Raw genomic sequence first — 21,685 nt, 5'->3', positions numbered from 1 at the left:
GCAGGTAATGCTTTTCGTGATCCAACACCCTAAAATCATAGTTTGAATAAATGTATTGAATCTCTTTCCAAACAGCATATTCTATCAAATAACTAAAATAATAATAAATAATATTATTATAATCAAATAAAATATTTGTTTCCAACGCAAGCAAATGCTATACGATGATTTCCGGTTATTTGACTTGATTACGCTATTTATATAAAAAATAAAAAGTCGAATCCTATTTTTATTAGGATCCGACTTTTTGATAATTAGCCAATGTAATCGGTTTGTTACAGTATATCCGATTTCAGACGGGCTTTATCCCTATTTATAATGTTTTCAGCCATTATGAAAATAAACGTTTGGCCAGCTCGCCTGCCGGTTCGATACCGACTTTCTTCATTTCTTCCTGACGCGCCAAGACATAGCTGCGTACGTCTTTCAGCCATTGGGTAGAAAGTTCTTCCAATTTATCGTTGACCAAATCCAAGCCCAAGGTGCTGGAAAGTTTAACGGCCAAATCCATAAAGCGGTCGAATTGTTTTCCGCCTGCGGGCACATGGGTAATGTCGAACAACATACTAAAACCGCGATAGGCTTGGCTGGAAAGCAGGCTTGATGTAAACGGTGAATTATCGAGTGTTACGATACTGAATAAGGTTTCCCCATTATCATCCGACAAATGGAATGCACCATCGACACCCAATTCAAAACCTAAGTTTTCAACAGCCGAGCGCAATTCCAAACCGCTAACCGTACCGCGTGAAACCAAATGCATGGCAATGGTTTGATCCACACGGGCACAAAGTTCGTCGAGCGGGCGGGCGACATTCAGGAAGGTTTCGATATCGGTCAACATTAAGCCGCCGTCCATTTTTTCGGCAAAACGATTGATTTGTTCGCCGAATTGTTCAAGCTCCTGAACCGTAGCCAAGCCGCTTCTGCTAATGGCCTGAAGGCCGATAATAAAGCCTTGATAATAAACACTCGGAATCGGCTCGGCAATTTGGAAACGGTCGTCCATCGTACAGCCGGCAATTTGAAAACGGTGGCGGCTGGAAAGGCGTGGAATAGCATGCAACTCTTGCGGCTCGCTCAATGAGATATAAGCCATATAGTCGAAACGGGGATCGAACCACGGCAATTCGAGTTTGGTCAGATCTTTTAAATCCAATAGCAGCTTGCGTTTGCCATAAAGCTTGGTTTGTGAAAATACCGGCGCATCCATCCGTTTGAAGTTATATTCGGTATCGGCCTCTTTAATCTCAGGCTCGATAACGGTTTCAGTGAAATCGTCTTCCATTTCGATTTCGACATCGGGTTTGGCAGCCGCAACTTCGGAAACCTTAGCGGCAAACAAATCGTTTTTGCCTTGAAAGGCCGTATCTTCCGAAATATCTTTTTGGCGCAGCGGCCGTATCGGGCTACCATGCTGATCTGATGATTGGCCGTCGCGTACAAAATCGGTTTTGCTGTTTAACAGCGCATCTTTATCGGCATGGCCGAATTGGGCACGCACTTGTTGGCGGTATTTGTTTTCTTGGTACATGTTGTAAACGATAATGCCGAGAATGATGGCAAGACCCAAAACAACAATAATCAGTATTGTTTCACTCATAATAATTTATGAATCCGTATTAAGTTAGTCGGACGGTGTATTCTCTTTGGATTATAACGAAATTTGGCCGGTTATGGCAGAGTTGATACGACTTGAACCATGATTTTTTTAATCTTTAACAGCGTACCACCGGAATACCATACGCATATATACGCTGCCAATCGAAAAAATGGCCCGGATCACTTTTCCTACCCGGTGCGATATCTTGATGACCGGTAACAGCTTCAATCGGATAATGGCGAGCAATTTCTTGCAGCAAAGTTGTTAGGCTTTGATATTGCGCATCGGTAAAAGGTTCGAAATCACAACCCTCCATTTCAATGCCAATCGAATAAAGATTGCATTTTTCACGACCGCGAAACGATGAAACACCGGCATGATAGGCCATATCGTCACATGAAACGAATTGCACGGTTCCGCCGTTTCGATCAATAAAAAAATGGCTGGATACGCGCAATTCGTGAATCACACCGAAAAAAGGGTGTGCTTCAGGATTAATGGTATTGGTAAACAATTTTTCTACCGCACCGTTCCCATATTCAAAAGGCGGCAAAGAAATATTATGTATTACCACCAATGAAACCCGTTCGTTTTCCGGTCGGGCACTGAAATTAGGCGAATCCACCCGTTGCGCAGGCACCCACCAGCCCTGTTGCCATTTTTTTCCCATAAGCTTTTCTTTATATTACGTTTCAGACGGCCTCATTATTAAATAATACTTTATAATGCACCGTCTGCCTGATAGTATTGAGCAATCATGACTGCTTATTCCATCAAAAAACCTTTTATCCGGAAATAAGCCGTAAATGTGGTTATCAGGTAATAATTTAACCGTATTGCCACCGTCGGCAGCCGTTTTTCCGGCTGTACCGGCCGATTGAAATTGTAATAGAACGAATCCTACCATGTTGAAAAAATTGTTTAAATGGCTTGCCGGCCTCTTTATCGTACTGGTTGCCGTTTGGGCGGTTTTATTGTTTATCCCCAAAGACAACGATAAATCTTTCCGCCTCAAAGTAGAAAAAAATCAAGGTATGTCTTCCGTTAGCCGTACTTTGGATGAAAATAACGTGATATACAGCCGCCATGCCCTAATGGCTACGGCTTATCTTTTCGGCGTACACAACCGCCTGCACACGGGCTCATACCGCCTGCCGAAGCAGGTTTCCGCATGGCAGATTCTGCAACGGCTGCGCAGCGGCCGCCCCGACTCGGTAACCGTCCGCATTGTGGAAGGCATGCGTTTTGCCCAAATGCGCAATATCATTAACCAAACCGACGATATCGAGCATGAAACCAAAGGCTGGAGTGATGAAAAACTGCTGCAAACCATCGACCCCGATGCCGTAAGTACCAACCCTGAGGGTTTGTTTTTCCCCGACAGTTATGATATCGATGCCGATAGCAGCGATTTGCAAATCTACCGCACCGCTTACCGTACCATGCAAAAAAATTTACAAGCCGCATGGGATGAAAGACAAAGCGGGCTACCGTATAAAAATCCGTATGAACTGCTGATTATGGCCAGCCTGATTGAAAAAGAAACCGCTCATGAAGACGATCGCCGCCATGTATCGTCTGTTTTTGTCAACCGCCTCGCCATCGGTATGCGCCTGCAAACAGACCCGAGTATTATCTACGGCATGGGCGACAAGTATAAAGGCCGTATCCGCCGCTCGGATTTACGCCGCGATACACCCTACAACACCTACACCCGCAGCGGTCTAACCCCTACCCCGATTGCACTACCCGGCAAAGCTGCTTTAGAGGCTGCCGCCCACCCTTCGGCTGAAAAATATTTATATTTTGTTTCCAAAATGGATGGTACGGGATTAAGCCAATTCAGCCATACTTTGGATGAACACAATGCCGCCGTGCGAAAATATATTTTAAAAAAATAAACCCATCCACCATATTGCAGATTAATAATGAATGAACAAATAAAGCCGTCTGAAAGATTTCAGACGGCCTCTACTATAATATTATAAAATGCCCTAATATTATTTTTCTAATACGGTTTTCACTGTATTTACAACATGTTCAATTGTGAAACCGAACTCTTTAAACAGTAATTCGGCAGGCGCCGACTCACCAAAGCGATCAAGGCCGACAACAGCGCCGTTTAAGCCGGTATATTTATACCAGCCGTCTGAAACCCCTGCTTCAACGGCAATACGCGGTAAATTTTTCGGTAAAACACTTTCACGATACGCCGCATCTTGTTTATCGAACACATTGGTTGACGGCATGGAAACCACGTTTACAAAAATATCCTGCTCCGCCAATACCGTTTGCGCATTCAATGCCAGCTCTACTTCCGAACCGGTGGCCATAATCACCGCCTGCGCATCACCTTCCGTTGCTTTGCTCACCACATAACCGCCACGCTTGATATCGGCCAGTTGCGCTTCGTTGCGTTGGATAAACGGCAGGCTTTGGCGGCTGAAAATCAGGCAGCTCGGATGATCAACTGCTTTCACCGCTTCAGCCCAAGCAACCAACGATTCAACCGTATCGCAAGGACGCCATACGGCCATATTCGGAATCAGGCGCAAGGTAGCGGTTTGTTCTACCGGTTGGTGGGTCGGGCCGTCTTCACCCAAACCAATGGAATCATGGGTGAACACAAAAATCGGATTAATTTTCATCAGTGCCGACATACGCAAGGCATTGCGGGCATACTCGCTAAACATCAAAAACGTTGCGCCAAACGGTTTCAAACCGCCATGCAAAGTCATGCCGTTCATCATCGCAGCCATACCGAACTCACGCACGCCGTAATGGATATAATTGCCACCTTGTTCACGGCTTACCGATACACTACCAGACCAATCAGTTAGGTTAGACGGCGTTAAATCAGCGGAACCGCCGACAAACTCAGGCAATACTTTCGCCAAAATCTCAATGCTGTTTTGACTGGCTTTGCGGGTAGCAATCTTTTCCGCTTTAGCGTTGACTTCTTTCAAGGCCGTCTGAACATATTCATCAAAGTTTTCCGGCAAGGCTTTGTTCATGCGGCGGACAAATTCGGCGGCTTCTTGCGGGAATTTGGCTTTATATTCGGCAAATAGCTTGTTCCATTCGTTTTCCAACTTGGCGCCTTTTTCTTTGGCATTCCAAGCATCATATATTTCTTGAGGTACTTCAAACGGGCCATAATTCCAACCTAAGTGCTTACGGGTCGCTTCCAATTCTTCTGCACCTAAAGGCGAGCCATGGGTTTTATGGCTGCCCTCTTTATTGGCAGAACCTTTGCCGATTAAGGTTTTACAGCAAATAATAGACGGCTTGCCGGTTTCGGCACGCGCCGCTTCAATCGCTGCTTTCAAAGCGGCTGTATCATGACCGTTGACATCCGGCACCACATGCCAGCCGTAGCTTTCAAAACGCTGCGGGATATTTTCGGTAAACCAGCCGTCCACTTTGCCGTCGATAGAAATATTATTATCATCATACAAAAGAATCAGTTTACCCAATCCCAGCGTACCGGCCAGCGAACAGGCTTCGTGAGAAACCCCTTCCATCAGGCAGCCGTCGCCTAAGAATACATAGGTATAGTGATCGACAATATTCAAGCCATCTTTATTAAACTCGGCCGCCAACAGTTTTTCGGCCAACGCCATACCCACCGCATTAGCCACCCCCTGCCCCAACGGGCCGGTAGTGGTTTCCACACCATCGGTATAACCATATTCGGGATGACCGGGGGTTTTGCTATGCAATTGGCGGAAGTTTTTTAAGTCGTCAATCGAAACGTTATAGCCTGTTAAATGTAACAAGCTGTATAAAATCATCGAGGCGTGCCCGTTTGACAAAACAAAACGGTCACGGTTATAGAATTTGGGATTGGCCGGATTATGGTTTAAAAATTCGTGCCACAACACTTCGGCCATATCAGCCATGCCCATCGGCGCACCCGGGTGGCCGGAATTGGCTTTTTGGACTGCATCGGCAGAAAGAAAACGGATAGCATTTGCCAGTTGAGAAGCCATGAGAATACCTTTGTTTCTTTTAGAATGGGAACGGTTGGATTATCACCTGATTCGACTGTTGTTTCAAGGCAGCTTCACATCCCTTAATATTTTACCAAGGCCGTCTGAAAATATTTGATTGTTTGAAATCCACTCTTCACATCTATTATCCGGCGATAGACAAATAAAGAATAAGCAATGAAAAAACCCACTATATAGTGGGTTTACTGTTTATCAATTTCTGTTTATGAATGTTTTTCTACCAACTCAACAAAACGTGTGACATAGTCTTGTAAAAACTGACGGGTTTTTTCTACATTCAGATTACCTTCATCATCGAAATAAGTCGGTGAGTTGCCCAAGAAAATTTCAGGTTGGCCGACTCTCGGCATATCAAAATAAGATAAAGCAAGCCGTAAATTCTTTTGGCTGCTGTATCCGCCCATTTTGCCGACGGAGTGGCTGATAACACCATTCGGTTTATTTTTCCAAGCCACATCACTATTGGGTTTCGAACCGATATCAACCGCATTTTTCAAGCAGGCGGGAATGCTGCGGTTATTTTCAGGAGTGACAAAGAAAATACCATCCGATGCTTTGATGGTTTCTCTAAACTCTGTGTATTCCGGAGGCAGCGTCACATCTGTGACTTCCGGATCATCATAATCGAAATTGTATAAGGGCAAGTGGCGAATCTCAACGATTTTGACATCCCAATCTTTGGGAAACATAGGAATAATGTTGTTTGCAATTTTTCTAGCAAAAGAGCCTTTGCGCAGGCTACCGACCAATATACTTATTTTTTTCATTTTAATAATCCATTTCTCGAAGTAAAAATTTGGGTGTGTTGAAAATCAGCATTATCCACCTTAGAAGAAAGATATATGCTGACAAGTATCGTCCATTCTATTACAAACGATAATTATTATCAATATTTATAAAAGATTCAAAAATTGATAACTAAGCAACAATTATTTTAAAAATCAATTTAAAGAAGACAAATCCACCAAATCAAACACCCAACCCTATCCGCAATATAAAGAATTTTATTTGTAAAAAGCATTCTGCCATTCAAACTATTCATAATATGGCTGAACACACCCACATAGATTACAATAGTTTTCCTTATCTTTCAGACGGCCTATATCACATTTATGCAGCTTACCCATCCGCCTCTTACTGAAAAAGTGCTTGAAACTTTACAGTCTATCGGTATTTATACACTGGCTGATTTACAAGAACATAGTGCGGTAACGGCTTTTTTATTACTCAAAGCAGCCGGACTGACCATTACCCGCAGCACTTTATGGCAATTGGCTGCCATACAGCACAATATCCGTTTGCAAGATTTAGGGCCGTCTGAAAAAACCGCTTTATTAGAAGGTGTTCGGCAACATCCGCCGGTTGCTATTTTCCCGCCCGTGCAGGAAATGGAATATTTTATGAAACTGGCTTTACAACAGGCCCAAGAATCCGCCCGAATCGGTGAAGTACCGGTGGGTGCCGTTGTGGTGAAAAACAGGCAGCCGATTGCTGCTGCTCATAATAGCTGCGTGAGCGGCTGCGATATCAGCCGCCATGCCGAAATTTCAGCCCTAGCCCAAGCCGGCCATAAACTACAAAACTACCGTCTCGACGGTTGCGATGTGTATGTGACCCTCGAACCCTGCACCATGTGCGCAAGTGCATTGATTCAAGCACGCGTCCGCCGTGTGATTTATGGTGCCAAAGAGCCGAAAACCGGTGCTGCCGGCAGCATTATCAATCTATTTGCCGACCGCCGTCTGAACAGCCATACAGCTATAAAGGGCGGTATTCTGGCAGACAAAAGCCAAGATATATTGCAAAAATTTTTCCATAACAAACGCTCGGTATCGACTTAAATTCATAACCATATTTTCTTGCTTATAGCCTAATCATCTTGTTATCAAAAAAAAACCGAACCATTAAAAATGGCTCGGTTTTTATCGGTTTATTCCAACCGGCAATCAAACATCAATGTTTTTTCTTGCCTCTATGTTTAGCTTTGGCCGCAGATTTGCCGCCGTGTTTGACTTCACTGCTTTTACCTTTGCCTTTGGTTTTGTCTTTAGCCGCCGCATGATTATGGCTATGATTACCTTTGGCAGATTTAGCGGCCTTATCACTCGGTTTTTTACCGCGCTTATTGGATTTTTCACCACCGCTGATTAATGTTAAATCAATCTTACTGGTATCCAAATCGGCACGGGCGACTTTCACAACAACCCGATCGCCCATACCAAAGCGTACGCCGCTGCGCTCACCTTCTATGGCCATGATTTCGGGGCGGAAATTGAAATAATCTTCCCCCAAGTCGCTGATATGCACCATGCCCTCGATATGAATATCGTCAAGGGTTACGAAAATACCGAAATTGGCCATACCCGAAATACGCCCGCCGAAGACTTCGCCAACCTTATCGCGCATATAATAGGTTTTCAGCCAATTTTCTACATCGCGGCTGGCATCATCGGCACGGCGCTCGCAGAAAGAGGTATGCACGCCCAAAGCCTGCCAAGATTTCGGCGTATATTTTTTATGCTTTAAAACCGCCTTAATCGCGCGGTGTACCGTTAAATCGGGGTAACGCCGAATGGGTGAGGTAAAGTGTGTGTAAGCCTCATAAGCCAAACCGAAGTGGCCTTTATTATCCGGTTCGTAAACCGCCTGCTGCATCGAGCGCAACATCATTACCTGCAACAACTCGGAATCAGGGCGGCTGCTGAATTGCTCGGCCAGCTTGGCATAGTCTTTAGGCGAGGGATTATCACCTCCGCCCAAGTGCAAACCCAACAAACCGAGCTGTTCGCGCAAGGTAGCCAGCTTTTCAGGTGTCGGCCCCAAGTGATTGCGGAATAAAGCCGTATGTTTGTTTTTCAATAAAAATTCAGCGGCACACACATTCGCGGCCAACATACACTCTTCAATCAACTTATGCGCATCATTGCGGACAACCGGCACAATGCGTTCGATTTTGCCGTTATCATCAAATATCATCTGAGTTTCAAGGCTTTCAAATTCGACCGCACCACGCTGATGGCGTTTTTTCTGCAAAATTTTAAACAGTTTATATAAGGTTTCGATTTGCTGTTTGTGCGGATAATCGCCGCCTTTTTCCAGCCATTCCCACACTTGCGTATAGGTTAACCGCGCTTTAGAGCGCATAACGGCCGGATAGAATTTATATTCTTTAATATTGCCCGCATAAGTTACCACCATATCGCACACCATACATAAGCGTTCGACATCGGGATTCAACGAACAAATGCCGTTGGATAAACGTTCCGGCAGCATCGGAATCACTCTGCGCGGGAAATAAACACTGGTTGCCCGCTCTTGCGCGTCTTTATCAATGGCATCATCCGGCCGAACATAATGGCTCACATCGGCAATCGCCACCACCAAACGATAGTTGCGACCGATTTTTTCGGCATACACCGCATCATCGAAGTCGCGGGCGGTTTCACCGTCTATCGTTACCAATGGCAAATCACGCAAATCAACCCGGTCTTCATCCCAATCTTTAGCCTGAACATGGTCGGGAATATTCTCAGCCGCCTGCATACAGGCCTCGCTGAAAATATACGGCAATTGGTGTTTGCGTACCGCAATTTCGATTTCCATACCGCTGTCGGCATAGTCGCCCAATACTTCAATCAGTTTGGCCACGGCCGGACGGTGTGCATCGGGATAGCTGACAATTTCGGCCACCACAACCTGACCGGATTGCGGATTCATTTCGGTTAAACTGGCAGGTTCCAATATGATGCTTTGCGTTAAACGCTGGTCTTCAGGATCCAATATCGCCACACCGCGCTCGATATAGTATCTGCCGACCACCTGCTTTTGCGCGCGCTCGACAATATCCAGCACCTGCCCCTCACGCCGCCCTCTGCGGTCAACCCCGCCGGGGCGTACGGTCACAATATCGCCATGCATCAACCCACGCATCTGCCGTTCATATAAAACAAAATCACCCTCACCGATAGGAGTGAGGGGGACGGCGAAACCAAAACCATCTCTATGGGCTTCGATACGGCATTTTACCAATGCCAATTTATCTGCCACACATACCGCACCACGGCGGTTAATTAAAACTTGGCCGTCTCTGGCCATTGCCTTGATACGGCGTTCAAAAAATTCATATTCGTCATTAGAAATCGAAAGCTTTTGCGCCAATGCGCCCATTTTTAAAGGCACACCTTCTTGTTCTAAAATATCAATCACCCACTCTCTACTGGGCAACGGATTTTCGTAGCGCTGACGCTCTCTTTCCAGAAAAGGATCTTTCTCTCTTAAATTGAGAAACTTAGTATTTTTGTTCATCTCTATGATTGACAATCTTTCATTTAAATATATAATTCACGTCTCTTTATGAAGTTGATACTTTAGCGTAAAGCATTGATTAAAGCAAAGCCCAGGTGGCGGAATTGGTAGACGCGCCAGCTTCAGGTGCTGGTATCCTCACGGGTGTGGAAGTTCGAGTCTTCTCCTGGGCACCATTTAATCAAATCCCATTGATTTTACCTGTTTTTATTATTCTTTCAACATATTTCAAATGGCATTGCCCAGGTGGCGGAATTGGTAGACGCGCCAGCTTCAGGTGCTGGTATCCTCACGGGTGTGGAAGTTCGAGTCTTCTCCTGGGCACCAGCAGATATTTCCGGTTTGATACCGGATTTTTTATTGCCTGAAATTACCTTATTTATTCATTAACGACTATAAAATCTATTACAATCAAGAGGCCGTCTGAAAGCGTTCAGACGGCCTCTAATCCATTGTAGCCTATAAAAAGGAGAATACCGTGAAAGTCTATACCGCCGACGAAATGCGCCGTTACGAAAAAGCCGCCGTTGAAGCAGGCACCAGCTTGGAACAACTCATGGAAAATGCAGGTCAACGTGCAGCCGCCGAACTACTTACCCGCCGCCCGCAGGCCGGGCGGGTATTGATTGTTTGCGGCAAAGGCAATAACGGCGGCGACGGCTTGGTTATGGCACGGGTTTTGCAAAAAAATCATTGGCAAGTGGATATTGTCTTTATATTGAGTGAAAAGCTTTCCGAGCTGGCCCAATTAAACCGCAACCGCCTAGCAGGCCTACCGGATATCCGTTTTCTCAGCCCCGATAGATTGGCTGAAACACTCGACAATACGGATTACGACATCATTATAGAAGGCATTTTCGGCACCGGTTTTTCCGGCGCCCTACCCGACCAAGTAGCATCCGCCTGCCGTTTACTCAATCATTCAGACGGCCTGAAAATAGCCTTGGATATCCCCACCGGTTTAAACGGCGACACCGGTGAAGCAGATAAAGACACATTCCATGCCGACATTACCTACACCTTCGCCGCTTATAAACCCGCCCATCAAAGCGAGGCAGGTAAAGCCCTATGTGGTAAAATCGTATGCATTGATATTTTATAGAAGCTAAAACAGGTTTATATCCGAATAAAAATAACACAATCCGGTTTATGCCATTGTTTTTAATCACCAAGCCGTATTTGTTATCTTTCCTGTTACCATCAATCAGGCCGTCTGAAACCGATTTCAGACGGCCTATCTTCATCCCCTTTCGGCAGCAATAGGAACCATATTTGCTAAGGTGCTGGAATAGTTAAAGTTATTTGCTATAATTGCGGCTTTCATAAACCATCGCCCAACCCACCATGCCGTTCAAACCGCTGCTGCTTGCCTGCCTACTCTGCCTATCTGCCTCATCTTGGGCAGCCACACAAAACAACACGGCTGAAGCTGCCGGCGATTTGCGCGAAATCAGACAAGCCATTAGTGCCGCCCAAACCGAATTAAAACAAAAACAAGCCGCTCAGAAAAACGCACGCGCCACCCTTGAACGCACCCGTGCCGCGCTGGCCAAAGCACAAAAAGAACTGGCCGACATCAACCGCCGCCAGCGCAATACTTGGCAAAAACTGCAAAAACTGCAAAACGAATTAAACCATCTCAAAACCGAAGTAACCGGAACCAAAGCACAAGTTGCCCGCCTTTTGGCCGGGCAATACCGCAACCAACAGCCCAATGCCGTCGCCCTCTTCCTCAAAAATGCCGAACCCGGCCAAAAAGCCCGTTATCTGCAATACAGCCGCTATATCAATACGGCCAACGAACAAGTTATCAACAACTTAATCCGACAACAAAACGAGCTGCAACAACAAGAAAAAGCCATTGATGCCGAGCTGGCACGCCTCAAAAAAATCAAAGCCCAAAAACAAGCCGCACTGGCCAAACTCGGCCGCAGCCGTTCTGCCGCCCAAAAAGAAAGTAACAGGCTTTCCGCCCAAATCAACAGTCAAACCAAACGCATCAGCAATCTTCGTGCCGACGAACAGCGCTTAAACAAACTCTTGGCCGATGTTGCCAAACGCCGTGCCGAACAACGCAGGCAGGAAGCCGCATCGCGGAAAAAAGCCGCTGAAGCGCGCTTGGCCGCAGCCGAAAAAGCGCGCCAATCATCCGCCTCAAAACCTGCACAAAAAAATACTCGTGTACAAAATCAAACCGCCCCTAAAAACCGTTCCAATACCGCCAAGAAAAATACGCCGAAAAGCAATCCGACACCTAGCACACCCCGTTCCACACTCACGGCGGAAGACCGTGCTTTACAACCCACCGCAACCGCCGACACTAATCAAGGCGGCTTCAGCCGCATGCAGGGACGTTTGCGCCGTCCGGTCGGCGGCAGCATTACCGGGCGGTTCGGCCAATCCCGCCCCGGCGGCGGCACATGGAAAGGCGTCTTTTTCGCCACATCGGGCGCAGCGGTTCGCAGCATAGCGGCCGGAACCGTAGCCTATGCCGGTTTTCTCGAAGGCTATGGAAATACCGTTGTTGTCGACCACGGTGATGATTATGTTAGCGTTTATTCCGGCTTAAACAGCCTTTCCGTCGGCAGCGGCAGCCATATCGGCTCAGGGCAGACCATCGGCTCCAGCGGCAGCCTGCCCTCAGGGGAAAAAGGGCTTTACTTAGAAATACGCTACCGCCGCCAACCGATGAACCCTTTATCATGGATACGTTAAAAGTAGTATTTGAAATACCGGCAATTGCCACAATTTAATATTAAAGCAGTATGTTACACAACCAACCATTTATTGCCGAAAACCGTTGTAAAACATACCCTGATTAGCATTTTTTTACGCCTTCGATATTGCCCGAAACCGATAAATCACATAAAGTTTCGCTATTATTTAAAAAGTACGTCCGGATACCCGACGACACAGCAGAAAGAGAAAACACAAGATGTCTAAAGCCACTTTGAAAAAAGTTACCCTCTACACACTTGGTGCCATCAGTGGTGTTGCACTAAGCCTCAGCGTACAAAGCTACGCTGCGAATGAGAAACAAGACGATGCTTTGCCCGTACAATCCATCCGCACTATGGCGGAAGTATACGGACAGATTAAAGCCAATTATTATCAAGATAAAAAAGACGAAGACCTCATCGAAGGCGCCATGAAAGGCATGGTTGCCGGTTTGGATCCCCATTCCGAATTCATGAATAAAAAAGACTATGCCGATCTGAAAGAGTCCACCAGCGGCGAATTCGGCGGCTTGGGTATGGAAGTCGGCGCCGAAGACGGTTTCGTAAAAGTAATCTCACCGATTGAAGATACCCCTGCCGAACGCGCGGGCGTACAAAGCGGCGACTTCATCGTGAAGATTGACGGCGTTTCCACACGCGGCATGACCGTTAACGAAGCCGTGAAAAAAATGCGCGGCAAACCCGGCACCGATATCGTGCTGACACTTTCCAGAAAAGACGCCAGCAGCCCGATTACCGTGAAAATCACCCGTGCCATTATTAAAGTACAAAGCGTGCGCAACTACCTGCTCGAGCCCGACTACGGCTATATCCGTATCAGCCAATTCCAAGAGCGTACCGTTCCGGCTTTAAACGAAGCAGCCAAAAAATTAGTGCAAGAAAACAAAGGCGTGCCGCTAAAAGGCTTGATACTTGACTTGCGCGACGACCCCGGCGGCCTGCTTAACGGCGCAGTTGGTGTTTCAGCCGCATTTTTGCCGCATGATGCCACCGTTGTCAGCACCAAAGGCCGCGACGGTAAAGAAAATATGAATCTGAAAGCCACCCCTGATGATTATATGTTTTCATCATCAGGCAAAGACCCGTTGGCCGGCTTGCCTCCCGAATTAAAAAGCATCCCTTTATCGGTATTGATTAACTCAGGTTCAGCCTCTGCTTCCGAGATCGTTGCCGGCGCACTGCAAGACCACCGCCGTGCCGTGATTGTCGGTACCCGAAGCTTTGGTAAAGGCTCGGTACAAACCGTATTACCTCTATCCGGCGGCAGCGCGGTTAAACTGACCACCGCCCTGTATTACACACCGAAAGACCGCTCGATTCAGGCGCAAGGTATTGTTCCCGATGTGGAAGTGAAAGACAAAGACCGCCTGTTTGAAAGCCATGAAGCAGATTTAATCGGCCATATCGGCAACCCGCTCGGTGGCGAGGATATTACCAGCAAAGACTATGTGGCGACAGAAAATAACCGTGCCACCGAACCAACACCAAAAACAGAGAAAAAACCCGAAGATTTATCTTCTCGCCGTATTCCGAATCCTGAAAAAGACGAACAGCTGAAAAAAGCTTTGGATTTGGTGAAGTCACCCGGCGAATGGCAAAAATCACTCGGTTTGGCAGCAAAAAAACCGGTGCCGAAAAAAGAAGATAGCGACAGCTAATCGAAGTAAGAAAGCATTGCCTTAACCGGTAATCATCACAGCAAACAGGCCGTCTGAAACATTATCTTTCAGACGGCCTCATCTATCCATAACCCATGCAGGTCGGATTCTCAAATCCGACATTAACACCATGCCAACCGTTTTTCGGATACCAGTATCCGACCTACACTTGTTTTCAGAAGGCCTGTAGGAGCGGATTATATATCCGCCCGCTCCTGCCCATCGACAATGCAACCCTCTACCGCACATACCCAAACCAGACAATCGCGGCTATATTTTACCCATAGCGCAATTCCAACAACGGGCGGATATGCAATCCGCCCCTACAAACATTTCTTAATAACAAAAGGCTGTCTGAAACCTTATCTTTCAGACGGCCTTATCTATCTATAACCCATGCAGGTCGGATTCTCAAATCCGACATTAACACCATGCCAACCGTTTTGTCGGATACCAGCATCCGACCTACGCTTGTTTTCAGACGGCCTGTAGGGGCGGATTATATATCCGCCCGCTCCTGCCGATCGACAATGCAACCCTCTACCGCATATGCCAAAGCCACGCAATCGCGGTTATATTTTACCCATAGCACAATTCCAACAACGGGCGGATATTTAATCCGCCCCTACAAACAACCTTAAACTACCGGCTTTACTTTTACCGTATAGACAGCCCTAAATCATTTTTATATGATTAAACCCACCCATTTGATTAATCACCCATATAAAGCGGGAAACATAAAACACCTTACCGTATTTTAAGCAACGACTTTAGGAGGCCGTATGAAACGCACCCCTTTTATATCCCATACAACCGCACTAACCATACTTGCCATCAGCATCATTAGTTTATCTGCCTGCTCCGAAGCCACCAATTCCGCCATGACACCCGTAAACGCCAATGCCAGCTCGGCCGGACAAAACCGAACATCTAGCGACCATCCGCCCACATTTGCCAAGCCCGACACCACACCGTTCAGCCCGCAAACTGCTCCGCAATCGGCACAAGCCGTACAAAATATGGTGAGCATTCCCGCCGGTACTTACACCATCGGCCGCAATAACGGCCCCGCTATCGAAAAACCGGCGCATCAGGTTACCCTACCGGCTTTTAAAATCGACCGTACCGAAGTAACCAATGCCGCTTTTGCCGAATATCTCAACGCCATGAATATTGCCGTTAACAAAAACTTTGAAGGCGGATATGCCACCCGCGACGACTTACCGCCGGAAAGCGTCCGCCTGATCATGGAAGAAACACGCAGCAGCGGCCTTTATCCCATTATTGCCTTAGATGATCCGCAAGCCCGCATCGGCTATCAAAACGGTAAATTTGTTGTAAACGAAGGCTATGCCAACCATCCCGTTACCGAATCGACATGGGCGGGGGCACGCGCCTATTGCGAATGGCGCGGCGGCCACTTACCGAGCGAAGTGGAATGGGAAGCCGCCGCACGCGGCCAAGATGCCCGTTTATATCCTTGGGGCAATAGCACGCCGAACAGCAGCCGCGTATTCGTATCCGGGCGTACCGGCTTTACCAGCGAAGTAGGCAGCCGTCCGGCAGGCGCATCGCCGTTCGGCGCATTGGATATGAGCGGCTCCGAAGCGGAATGGACATCCTCATTATTGCGCCCCTACCCCTACAATGCCGACGACGGACGCGAATCCGCCGACAGCCTTGACGACCGTGTTACCCGTGGCGGCGATTATATGTATGATGCCAATGCCGACACATTAACCGCCACCCACCGCAACGGCTTTTCTAATCTGCCATATCGTGGGCATCGTCATATCGGCTTTCGTTGTGCAGGTTAATCAGTTGTTGAAATATTAAATATAATCAATTGATAAAAATATATTCATTGCACTACGCCTCATGAGTGCAATGAATATATTGATAAAGTGGTCAATAAGCTGCTAACGGTTTTTCTTATTATTTTCACGCCCTGATTTATTCCCTGCCGATTCCTGCTTTTCCCGTTCCCGACGGCGAAAATCCCACGGTGCTTGCGGATTTCGTTGCCGCCATAATCCTTTTTTATGATAGCGCGCATTCATTTCGGCTGCGGCATAAAGCGCATAACCCGTTTCACTCTGTTGGCGTTTGGCAATCGATACATAATGCCAAGCATGCCCTTGCTCTATTTGTGCGAGATTCAAATCACGGTCGTTTAAACGTATTTGGGCCACTTCCCGTTTATAACGGTCGCGATCAAACACCCAAACCTCAACCGTTTTTCCATAAGCCAAAGCATTTAATGCATCCCGCGCCGCCTTGCCGTGCGCCTGCTGAGACTCCGGAGCATCAATATAGGCCAACCGAATCTTGTGCCTGAGGCCGTCTGAATCGACAACCCAAACCGTATCACCATCGGATACCTTTACCACCTTGCCCGAATATTGTTGAATATTTTGCGACTTTTCTTGAAAAATGCCGACAGATTCGGCTATTTGCCGACCTTTTGACAACCACTCAGCCCAATCCTCCGCCTTGGCTAAAAAAGACATTCCCGCTAAAACACATAAAATAATCAAACCACGCTTTTTCATGAATACCTTCTAAAAACCTTATTGACTATTAACGATATAAGGGCGGATTGCATATCCGCCCGGGCCGATGCCGAAACAACGGGCGGATATTTAATCCGCCCCTACTTATGGCCTTAATAGGCCGTCTGAAAAACCTTTCAGACGGCCTATTTATATAAACCACGACAAATAATTTAAGATTGATAATGAACCGAATCGCTGCCACTACCTTTTTGAATAAATTCGATTTTGTAGCCGTCCGGATCTTCAACAAAAGCAATCACGGTTGTGCCATGCATCATCGGCCCGGCTTCGCGGGTAACCTTACCACCTTTTTGTTTCACTTTTTCGCAAGCGGCATAAGCATCGTCTACTTCAATGGCGATATGGCCGAATGCATTGCCCAAATCATAGCCATCGGTATCCCAGTTATGCGTCAGCTCAAGTACGGTCGTATCGGATTCTTCACCGTAGCCGACAAAAGCCAAAGTAAACTTGCCATCGGGATAATCTTTTTTTCTGAGCAGTTTCATGCCCAAAACATCTTGGTAAAATGCCAATGATTTATCCAGATTGCCGACACGCAACATGGTATGAAGCATTCTCATAGTGTGTTCCTTTCATAAATATCATCTTTTTCATTCATATAAGGCATAGTGGTTTAGGCAGAATGCCTAATTTTGTTTGGCTGTATTTTATCATAATCGGGCTGCTAACCCTGCTTATCAAGAAGCCGTCTGAAATCTTTCAGACGGCCTGTTCAATCAATAATCATCAATGTAGGGGCGGATTATATATCCGCCCGTGTCTGCCTATTCGACAATGTAACCCTCTACCGCATATGCCAACCCCACGCAATCACGGTTATATTTTGCCGATGGCACAATCCCAAACAACGGGCGGATATATAATCCGCCCCTACACATGGTAATAATTGGTTGCCGTATTTGTATTTCCAATATTCAAGGCCGTCTGAAAGATTTCAGACGGCTGGCAATCAATCCATGCTGAAAAGCTATCGCATACCGATGATTCTTTTTACGGATATACCGATTTAACGGTAAAATGGCGTGAATAAAATTCTACAAACCACCATGCCTAAAAAAATTCTGATTATTTCCCCCAGCTGGATTGGCGACTGCGTGATGACGCAACCGCTATACCGTCGTCTTCACGAACTGTATCCCGGCTCTACCATTGATGTTTTCGCCCCTAAATGGTCGATGGCCGTTTTTGAACGTATGCCTGAGATTCATGAGGTGTTTGAAAACCCGTTCGGGCATGGTGCGTTGGAACTGCGTAAACGGATTCAAACCGGCAGGGCTTTGGGGAAACGTGGTTATGATTGGGTGATTGTGTTGCCCGGTTCGCTGAAATCGGCTCTGATTGCCTCGGCAACCGGTATCAAACGGCGGACGGGCTATGTGGGCGAATCCCGCTATCTGCTGCTAAATGATATTCGCAAACTCGATAAGGCGGCTTTGCCGTTGATGGTTGACCGCTACACGGCGCTGGCCTATCCCACTCAAGCCGATTTTAACGGGCATTCCGATAACCCCCTTTTCCAAATCGACCCGGCCAGCCGACAGGCGGCATTAAATCAACACGGCTTGCACACCGACAAACCGATATTGGCATTCTGCCCGGGCGCGGAATACGGCCCGGCGAAACGCTGGCCGGCGGTACATTTTGCCGAACTCGCGCGCCGATATGCTGATCGCGGTTGGCAGATTTGGTTGTTCGGTTCGCAAAAAGATTTTCCGATTGCCGAAGAAATCAATAGCCTTTCAGACGGCCAATGTATTAATTTATGCGGCAAAACCAGTTTATCGGAAGCGGTTGATTTATTATCCTGCGCCGATACGGTGGTGTGTAACGACAGCGGCCTGATGCACCTTGCGGCCGCCTTGGGTCGAAAACTGGTGGCGGTATACGGTTCGTCCAGCGCCGACCATACGCCGCCGTTGAGCGATACTGCCAAAATCGTCAGCCTGAATCTCGATTGCTCGCCGTGCTTCAAACGCGAATGCCCGTTGGGGCACACCGATTGCTTAAATAAACTCACGCCGGATATCGTTCAAGAAGCGATGCAATCCATTGATTAAACATATAACTCGGGCAAGAAAAGGGACAAAATAATAAGGATTCCCAAGACAAAAACGCGCTAAAAAGCGCGTTTTTGTCGATTTTGGTTTCAGACGGCCTTGTAACGTGGGTCGGCTTGCAAAGCGGCTATTAAATCGGACTTATAGGGTTTAAGGGATTCCAGCTTATCCACCGCCTCGGCCACCCATTGACAGGCTTGTCGGTATTCGGCGGCAGGCAGGTGATAAAAGGGCATTACTCCGCCAATAAAACAACCGACAAAACGACCTGCATAGTCTTTATCGGAATTAGGGGTATACGGCCAAGTTTCCTCAAACAATGGCTCCAGATAATCGTACAAATCCAAAACAGCCGCACGGCTTAAATCAACTATGGTAAAAGTTTTATTTTCGGCATCGTAGCTTATGGTTAATCCAAAAGGAACACTCATTTCTTATCTTCTCAAACATCTAAGAATAATCAAACAAATCAGGTTGTTTGTGTTCGCTGGTTACGCGAACATCGGCTTCCCCGTCGGCAAAGGTAATGTGCAGTTTCTGCCCCTGTTTCAACACATGGGCATTGCGTATCACTTGCCCGCGGCTGTTTTTCACCACGCTGAAACCGCGTTCCAAAATATGTTGCGGCGACACCGCTTCAAGCAATACCGCCTGTTTTTCTAAACGTTGGCGGCGGTTATCCAACAAAGTTTGCCGGTTTTGTTTTAAGGCCGTCTGAAACAGCAAAACGTCACGGCGTGCGGCGGCGATATCGGGCTTCAGATAAGCCAGTGCCTGACGGCTGCGCACCCATTGCTGTGCATGAAAGCGGTAGCGGTTCGACATGCCTGTATGCAATAACTGTTTCAACGCCGCCACCTGATTGCGCTGCTCGGCCAATTTCTGCTGCGGATGCCTGATTTGGCGGGCCAGCCAATCCAATTTTTGGCTGGCATCGTAATAACGTTGCGCCAATACCGTTTTCAGACGGCCTTGGGCGTGTTCCAATTTGCGGATGGATTCCATACGGTCGGGGCTGACTAACTCCGCCGCCCCCGTCGGCGTCGGCGCGCGGACATCGGCCACAAAGTCGGCCAAGGTAAAATCCGTTTCATGCCCCACCCCGCTCACCACCGGAATGCTGCAAGCCTCAATCGCCCGCACCACCGGCTCTTCGTTAAACGCCCATAAATCTTCAATACTGCCGCCGCCGCGACACACAATCAGCACATCCGTTTCCGCCCTATCTGAGGCCGTCTGAATCGCCTGCGCAATCTGATGTTCGCTGCCTGCTCCCTGAACCGGCGTCGGATACACAATCACCGGAATATCCGGCGCACGGCGTTTTAAGGTGGATACCACATCGCGCAATGCCGCAGCCGCCAAACTGGTGACAATACCGATACGGCGCGGATGTTCGGGCAAAGCTTTTTTACGCTCGGCGGCAAAAACACCCTCGGCCTGCAACTTGGCTTTTAATTTCTCATACGCCTCGTATAGCTGTCCCAAGCCTTTCAGGCGCACATCGCTTACCGTAATCTGAAATTCGCCGCGCGCCTCATAAATGCCGATTCTGCCCGTTAACTCGATATGGTCGCCCTCTTTCAAAGGTGCGGCCAACTTTGCCGCCGTTCCTTTAAATAAAGCGCAACGCACTTGGGCGCGGTTGTCTTTCAAGGAAAAATAATAATGGCCGCTGGCGGCGCGGGTGAGGTTCGACACTTCGCCCGCCACCCATAAGCCGAATAAATTCTCTTCCAATAAACTTCTGGCCAAAGCATTCAATTCGGAAACGGAAACGGCGGCAGGGGCAAACAATTCGGACATGGCGGATTAACTATATTTGGAAAAAACAAGATTATATATGGAATAACACGACAACCAACACAGTTTCAGACGGCCTTTTTCTAGCGTATAGGCCGTCTGAAACCTCATTATCCATATTTGCAGATAACAATCGTTGCTGAAATCGATATCACCAGTAGGCCGTCTGAAATTTAAAATTTTTCATTCGGGGCAAGATAACGCCATTTCCCCGGCGGTAGTTTGCCCAATTTGACTTTACCGATGCGGATGCGTTTCAAACCGACCACGCGCAGCCCGACCAACTCGCACATGCGGCGGATTTGGCGTTTTTTACCCTGTTGCAACACAAAGCGCAATTGATCTTCATTTTGCCATTCCACTTTGGCCGGTTTGAGTTTTTCACCGTCCAAACTCAAGCCGTGGTTCAGCAAACGTAAACCTTCGTCGCTCAGTTTACCGCGTACACGAACGAGATATTCTTTATCACGGGTACTGTCTTCACCGATAAGTTGCTTGGCCACACGCCCGTCTTGCGTCAACACCAGCAGGCCGACCGAATCGATATCGAGCCGCCCCGCCGGCGCCAATCCGTAACGGTGCGACTCGTGAAAACGAATCCGGCTGGTATCGCCCGACCAATGGTTTTCCGGCGTAATCAGTTCGGCGGCAGACTGATAGCCTTTTTCCGCCTGCGCGCTCACATAACCGACCGGCTTGTTCAATAAAACCGTTACCCGTTGCGCTTGTTTTTCATGGGCTTGTTTATCAAGGTCGATACGGTCTGCTGCGGTCACTTTCTGACCGAGCACAGCCGTTTGGCCGTTTACTTTCACCCAGCCCTGTTCGATATAGCTGTCGGCCTCGCGGCGGGAGCACAAGCCGAGTTCGGCCATTCTTTTGGATAAGCGGACGGTTTCTTGCGGTTTATCAGACATGATGTTTTCAGA

Annotated in this window: 17 protein-coding genes and 2 tRNA genes; 9 read left to right on the top strand and 10 right to left on the bottom strand. The window is 47.5% G+C overall.

Annotated elements, in window-relative coordinates:
- Window positions 1–331 precede the first annotated feature (331 nt).
- Window positions 332–1,603, bottom strand: a complete 1,272-nt coding sequence (locus NXS09_RS01970) for a cell division protein ZipA C-terminal FtsZ-binding domain-containing protein (RefSeq protein ID WP_259290878.1) — start codon at window positions 1,601–1,603, stop codon at window positions 332–334.
- Between the two features lie 115 nt (window positions 1,604–1,718).
- Window positions 1,719–2,273: a 1,6-anhydro-N-acetylmuramyl-L-alanine amidase AmpD gene (gene ampD / locus NXS09_RS01965; protein WP_259290877.1), complete on the bottom strand. Its 555-nt coding sequence runs from the start codon at window positions 2,271–2,273 to the stop codon at window positions 1,719–1,721.
- Window positions 2,274–2,508: 235 nt separating this feature from the next.
- Here ampD and mltG point away from each other — a divergent pair, with 235 nt between their 5' ends.
- Window positions 2,509–3,504 (top strand): endolytic transglycosylase MltG, encoded by a 996-nt coding sequence (mltG, locus tag NXS09_RS01960; protein ID WP_259290876.1) that lies wholly within the window; start codon window positions 2,509–2,511, stop codon window positions 3,502–3,504.
- Window positions 3,505–3,603: 99 nt separating this feature from the next.
- On the opposite strand, the gene tkt is transcribed toward mltG, so the two are convergent.
- Together tkt and NXS09_RS01950 are read right to left on the bottom strand one after the other, a co-directional pair.
- Window positions 3,604–5,595 (bottom strand): transketolase, encoded by a 1,992-nt coding sequence (gene tkt / locus NXS09_RS01955; RefSeq protein ID WP_259290875.1) that lies wholly within the window; start codon window positions 5,593–5,595, stop codon window positions 3,604–3,606.
- Between the two features lie 224 nt (window positions 5,596–5,819).
- Window positions 5,820–6,383, bottom strand: a complete 564-nt coding sequence (locus tag NXS09_RS01950) for an NADPH-dependent FMN reductase (RefSeq protein ID WP_259290874.1) — start codon at window positions 6,381–6,383, stop codon at window positions 5,820–5,822.
- 345 nt (window positions 6,384–6,728) lie between these two features.
- On the opposite strand from NXS09_RS01950, the gene tadA reads away from it, so the two are divergent.
- On the top strand, window positions 6,729–7,457 hold the full coding sequence (gene tadA / locus NXS09_RS01945; RefSeq protein WP_259290873.1) for a tRNA adenosine(34) deaminase TadA: 729 nt from the start codon (window positions 6,729–6,731) through the stop codon (window positions 7,455–7,457).
- 112 nt (window positions 7,458–7,569) lie between these two features.
- Here the strand turns inward: tadA and rnr are convergent, their stop codons facing one another.
- Window positions 7,570–9,936, bottom strand: a complete 2,367-nt coding sequence (rnr, locus tag NXS09_RS01940; RefSeq protein ID WP_259290872.1) for a ribonuclease R — start codon at window positions 9,934–9,936, stop codon at window positions 7,570–7,572.
- Between the two features lie 74 nt (window positions 9,937–10,010).
- On the opposite strand from rnr, the gene NXS09_RS01935 reads away from it, so the two are divergent.
- The 6 genes from NXS09_RS01935 to NXS09_RS01910 all read left to right on the top strand — a co-directional run bounded on the left by NXS09_RS01935 (window position 10,011) and on the right by NXS09_RS01910 (window position 16,134).
- Window positions 10,011–10,097 (top strand) — tRNA-Leu (locus NXS09_RS01935).
- Window positions 10,098–10,161: 64 nt separating this feature from the next.
- Window positions 10,162–10,248: transfer RNA gene (locus NXS09_RS01930), tRNA-Leu, on the top strand.
- A gap of 151 nt (window positions 10,249–10,399) precedes the next feature.
- Window positions 10,400–11,023 carry an NAD(P)H-hydrate epimerase gene (locus NXS09_RS01925; RefSeq protein WP_259290871.1) on the top strand — a complete coding sequence of 208 codons (624 nt, stop codon included), beginning with the start codon at window positions 10,400–10,402 and terminating at the stop codon, window positions 11,021–11,023.
- A 242-nt stretch (window positions 11,024–11,265) separates the two neighbouring features.
- On the top strand, window positions 11,266–12,636 hold the full coding sequence (locus NXS09_RS01920; RefSeq protein ID WP_259290870.1) for a murein hydrolase activator EnvC family protein: 1,371 nt from the start codon (window positions 11,266–11,268) through the stop codon (window positions 12,634–12,636).
- A 220-nt stretch (window positions 12,637–12,856) separates the two neighbouring features.
- The gene (locus NXS09_RS01915; protein ID WP_259290869.1) at window positions 12,857–14,317 is read left to right on the top strand and encodes a S41 family peptidase; all 1,461 of its coding nucleotides are present in this window, start codon (window positions 12,857–12,859) and stop codon (window positions 14,315–14,317) included.
- Between the two features lie 782 nt (window positions 14,318–15,099).
- Window positions 15,100–16,134 carry a formylglycine-generating enzyme family protein gene (locus NXS09_RS01910; protein WP_259290868.1) on the top strand — a complete coding sequence of 345 codons (1,035 nt, stop codon included), beginning with the start codon at window positions 15,100–15,102 and terminating at the stop codon, window positions 16,132–16,134.
- A gap of 102 nt (window positions 16,135–16,236) precedes the next feature.
- Here the strand turns inward: NXS09_RS01910 and NXS09_RS01905 are convergent, their stop codons facing one another.
- Entirely contained in the window at window positions 16,237–16,869 is a 633-nt protein-coding gene (locus NXS09_RS01905) for a thermonuclease family protein (RefSeq protein ID WP_259290867.1), read from the bottom strand.
- Window positions 16,870–17,042: 173 nt separating this feature from the next.
- Complete coding sequence (gloA, locus tag NXS09_RS01900) at window positions 17,043–17,456, bottom strand: lactoylglutathione lyase (RefSeq protein WP_259290866.1); 414 nt, start codon at window positions 17,454–17,456, stop codon at window positions 17,043–17,045.
- A gap of 486 nt (window positions 17,457–17,942) precedes the next feature.
- Here gloA and waaF point away from each other — a divergent pair, with 486 nt between their 5' ends.
- Window positions 17,943–18,953, top strand: a complete 1,011-nt coding sequence (waaF, locus tag NXS09_RS01895) for a lipopolysaccharide heptosyltransferase II (protein ID WP_259290952.1) — start codon at window positions 17,943–17,945, stop codon at window positions 18,951–18,953.
- 89 nt (window positions 18,954–19,042) lie between these two features.
- Here the strand turns inward: waaF and NXS09_RS01890 are convergent, their stop codons facing one another.
- The 3 genes from NXS09_RS01890 to NXS09_RS01880 all read right to left on the bottom strand — a co-directional run bounded on the left by NXS09_RS01890 (window position 19,043) and on the right by NXS09_RS01880 (window position 21,673).
- Window positions 19,043–19,384 (bottom strand): glycine cleavage system H protein, encoded by a 342-nt coding sequence (locus NXS09_RS01890; RefSeq protein ID WP_259290865.1) that lies wholly within the window; start codon window positions 19,382–19,384, stop codon window positions 19,043–19,045.
- Window positions 19,385–19,403: 19 nt separating this feature from the next.
- On the bottom strand, window positions 19,404–20,759 hold the full coding sequence (gene xseA, locus NXS09_RS01885; RefSeq protein ID WP_259290864.1) for an exodeoxyribonuclease VII large subunit: 1,356 nt from the start codon (window positions 20,757–20,759) through the stop codon (window positions 19,404–19,406).
- Window positions 20,760–20,929: 170 nt separating this feature from the next.
- On the bottom strand, window positions 20,930–21,673 hold the full coding sequence (locus NXS09_RS01880) for a pseudouridine synthase (RefSeq protein WP_259290863.1): 744 nt from the start codon (window positions 21,671–21,673) through the stop codon (window positions 20,930–20,932).
- Window positions 21,674–21,685: the final 12 nt, after the last annotated feature.

The organism is Neisseria montereyensis, from assembly GCF_024834045.1.
GTDB lineage: Bacteria > Pseudomonadota > Gammaproteobacteria > Burkholderiales > Neisseriaceae > Neisseria > Neisseria montereyensis.
Note: the sequence above shows the minus strand (reverse complement) of the source record. Positions and strands in the feature narration are given on the sequence as shown.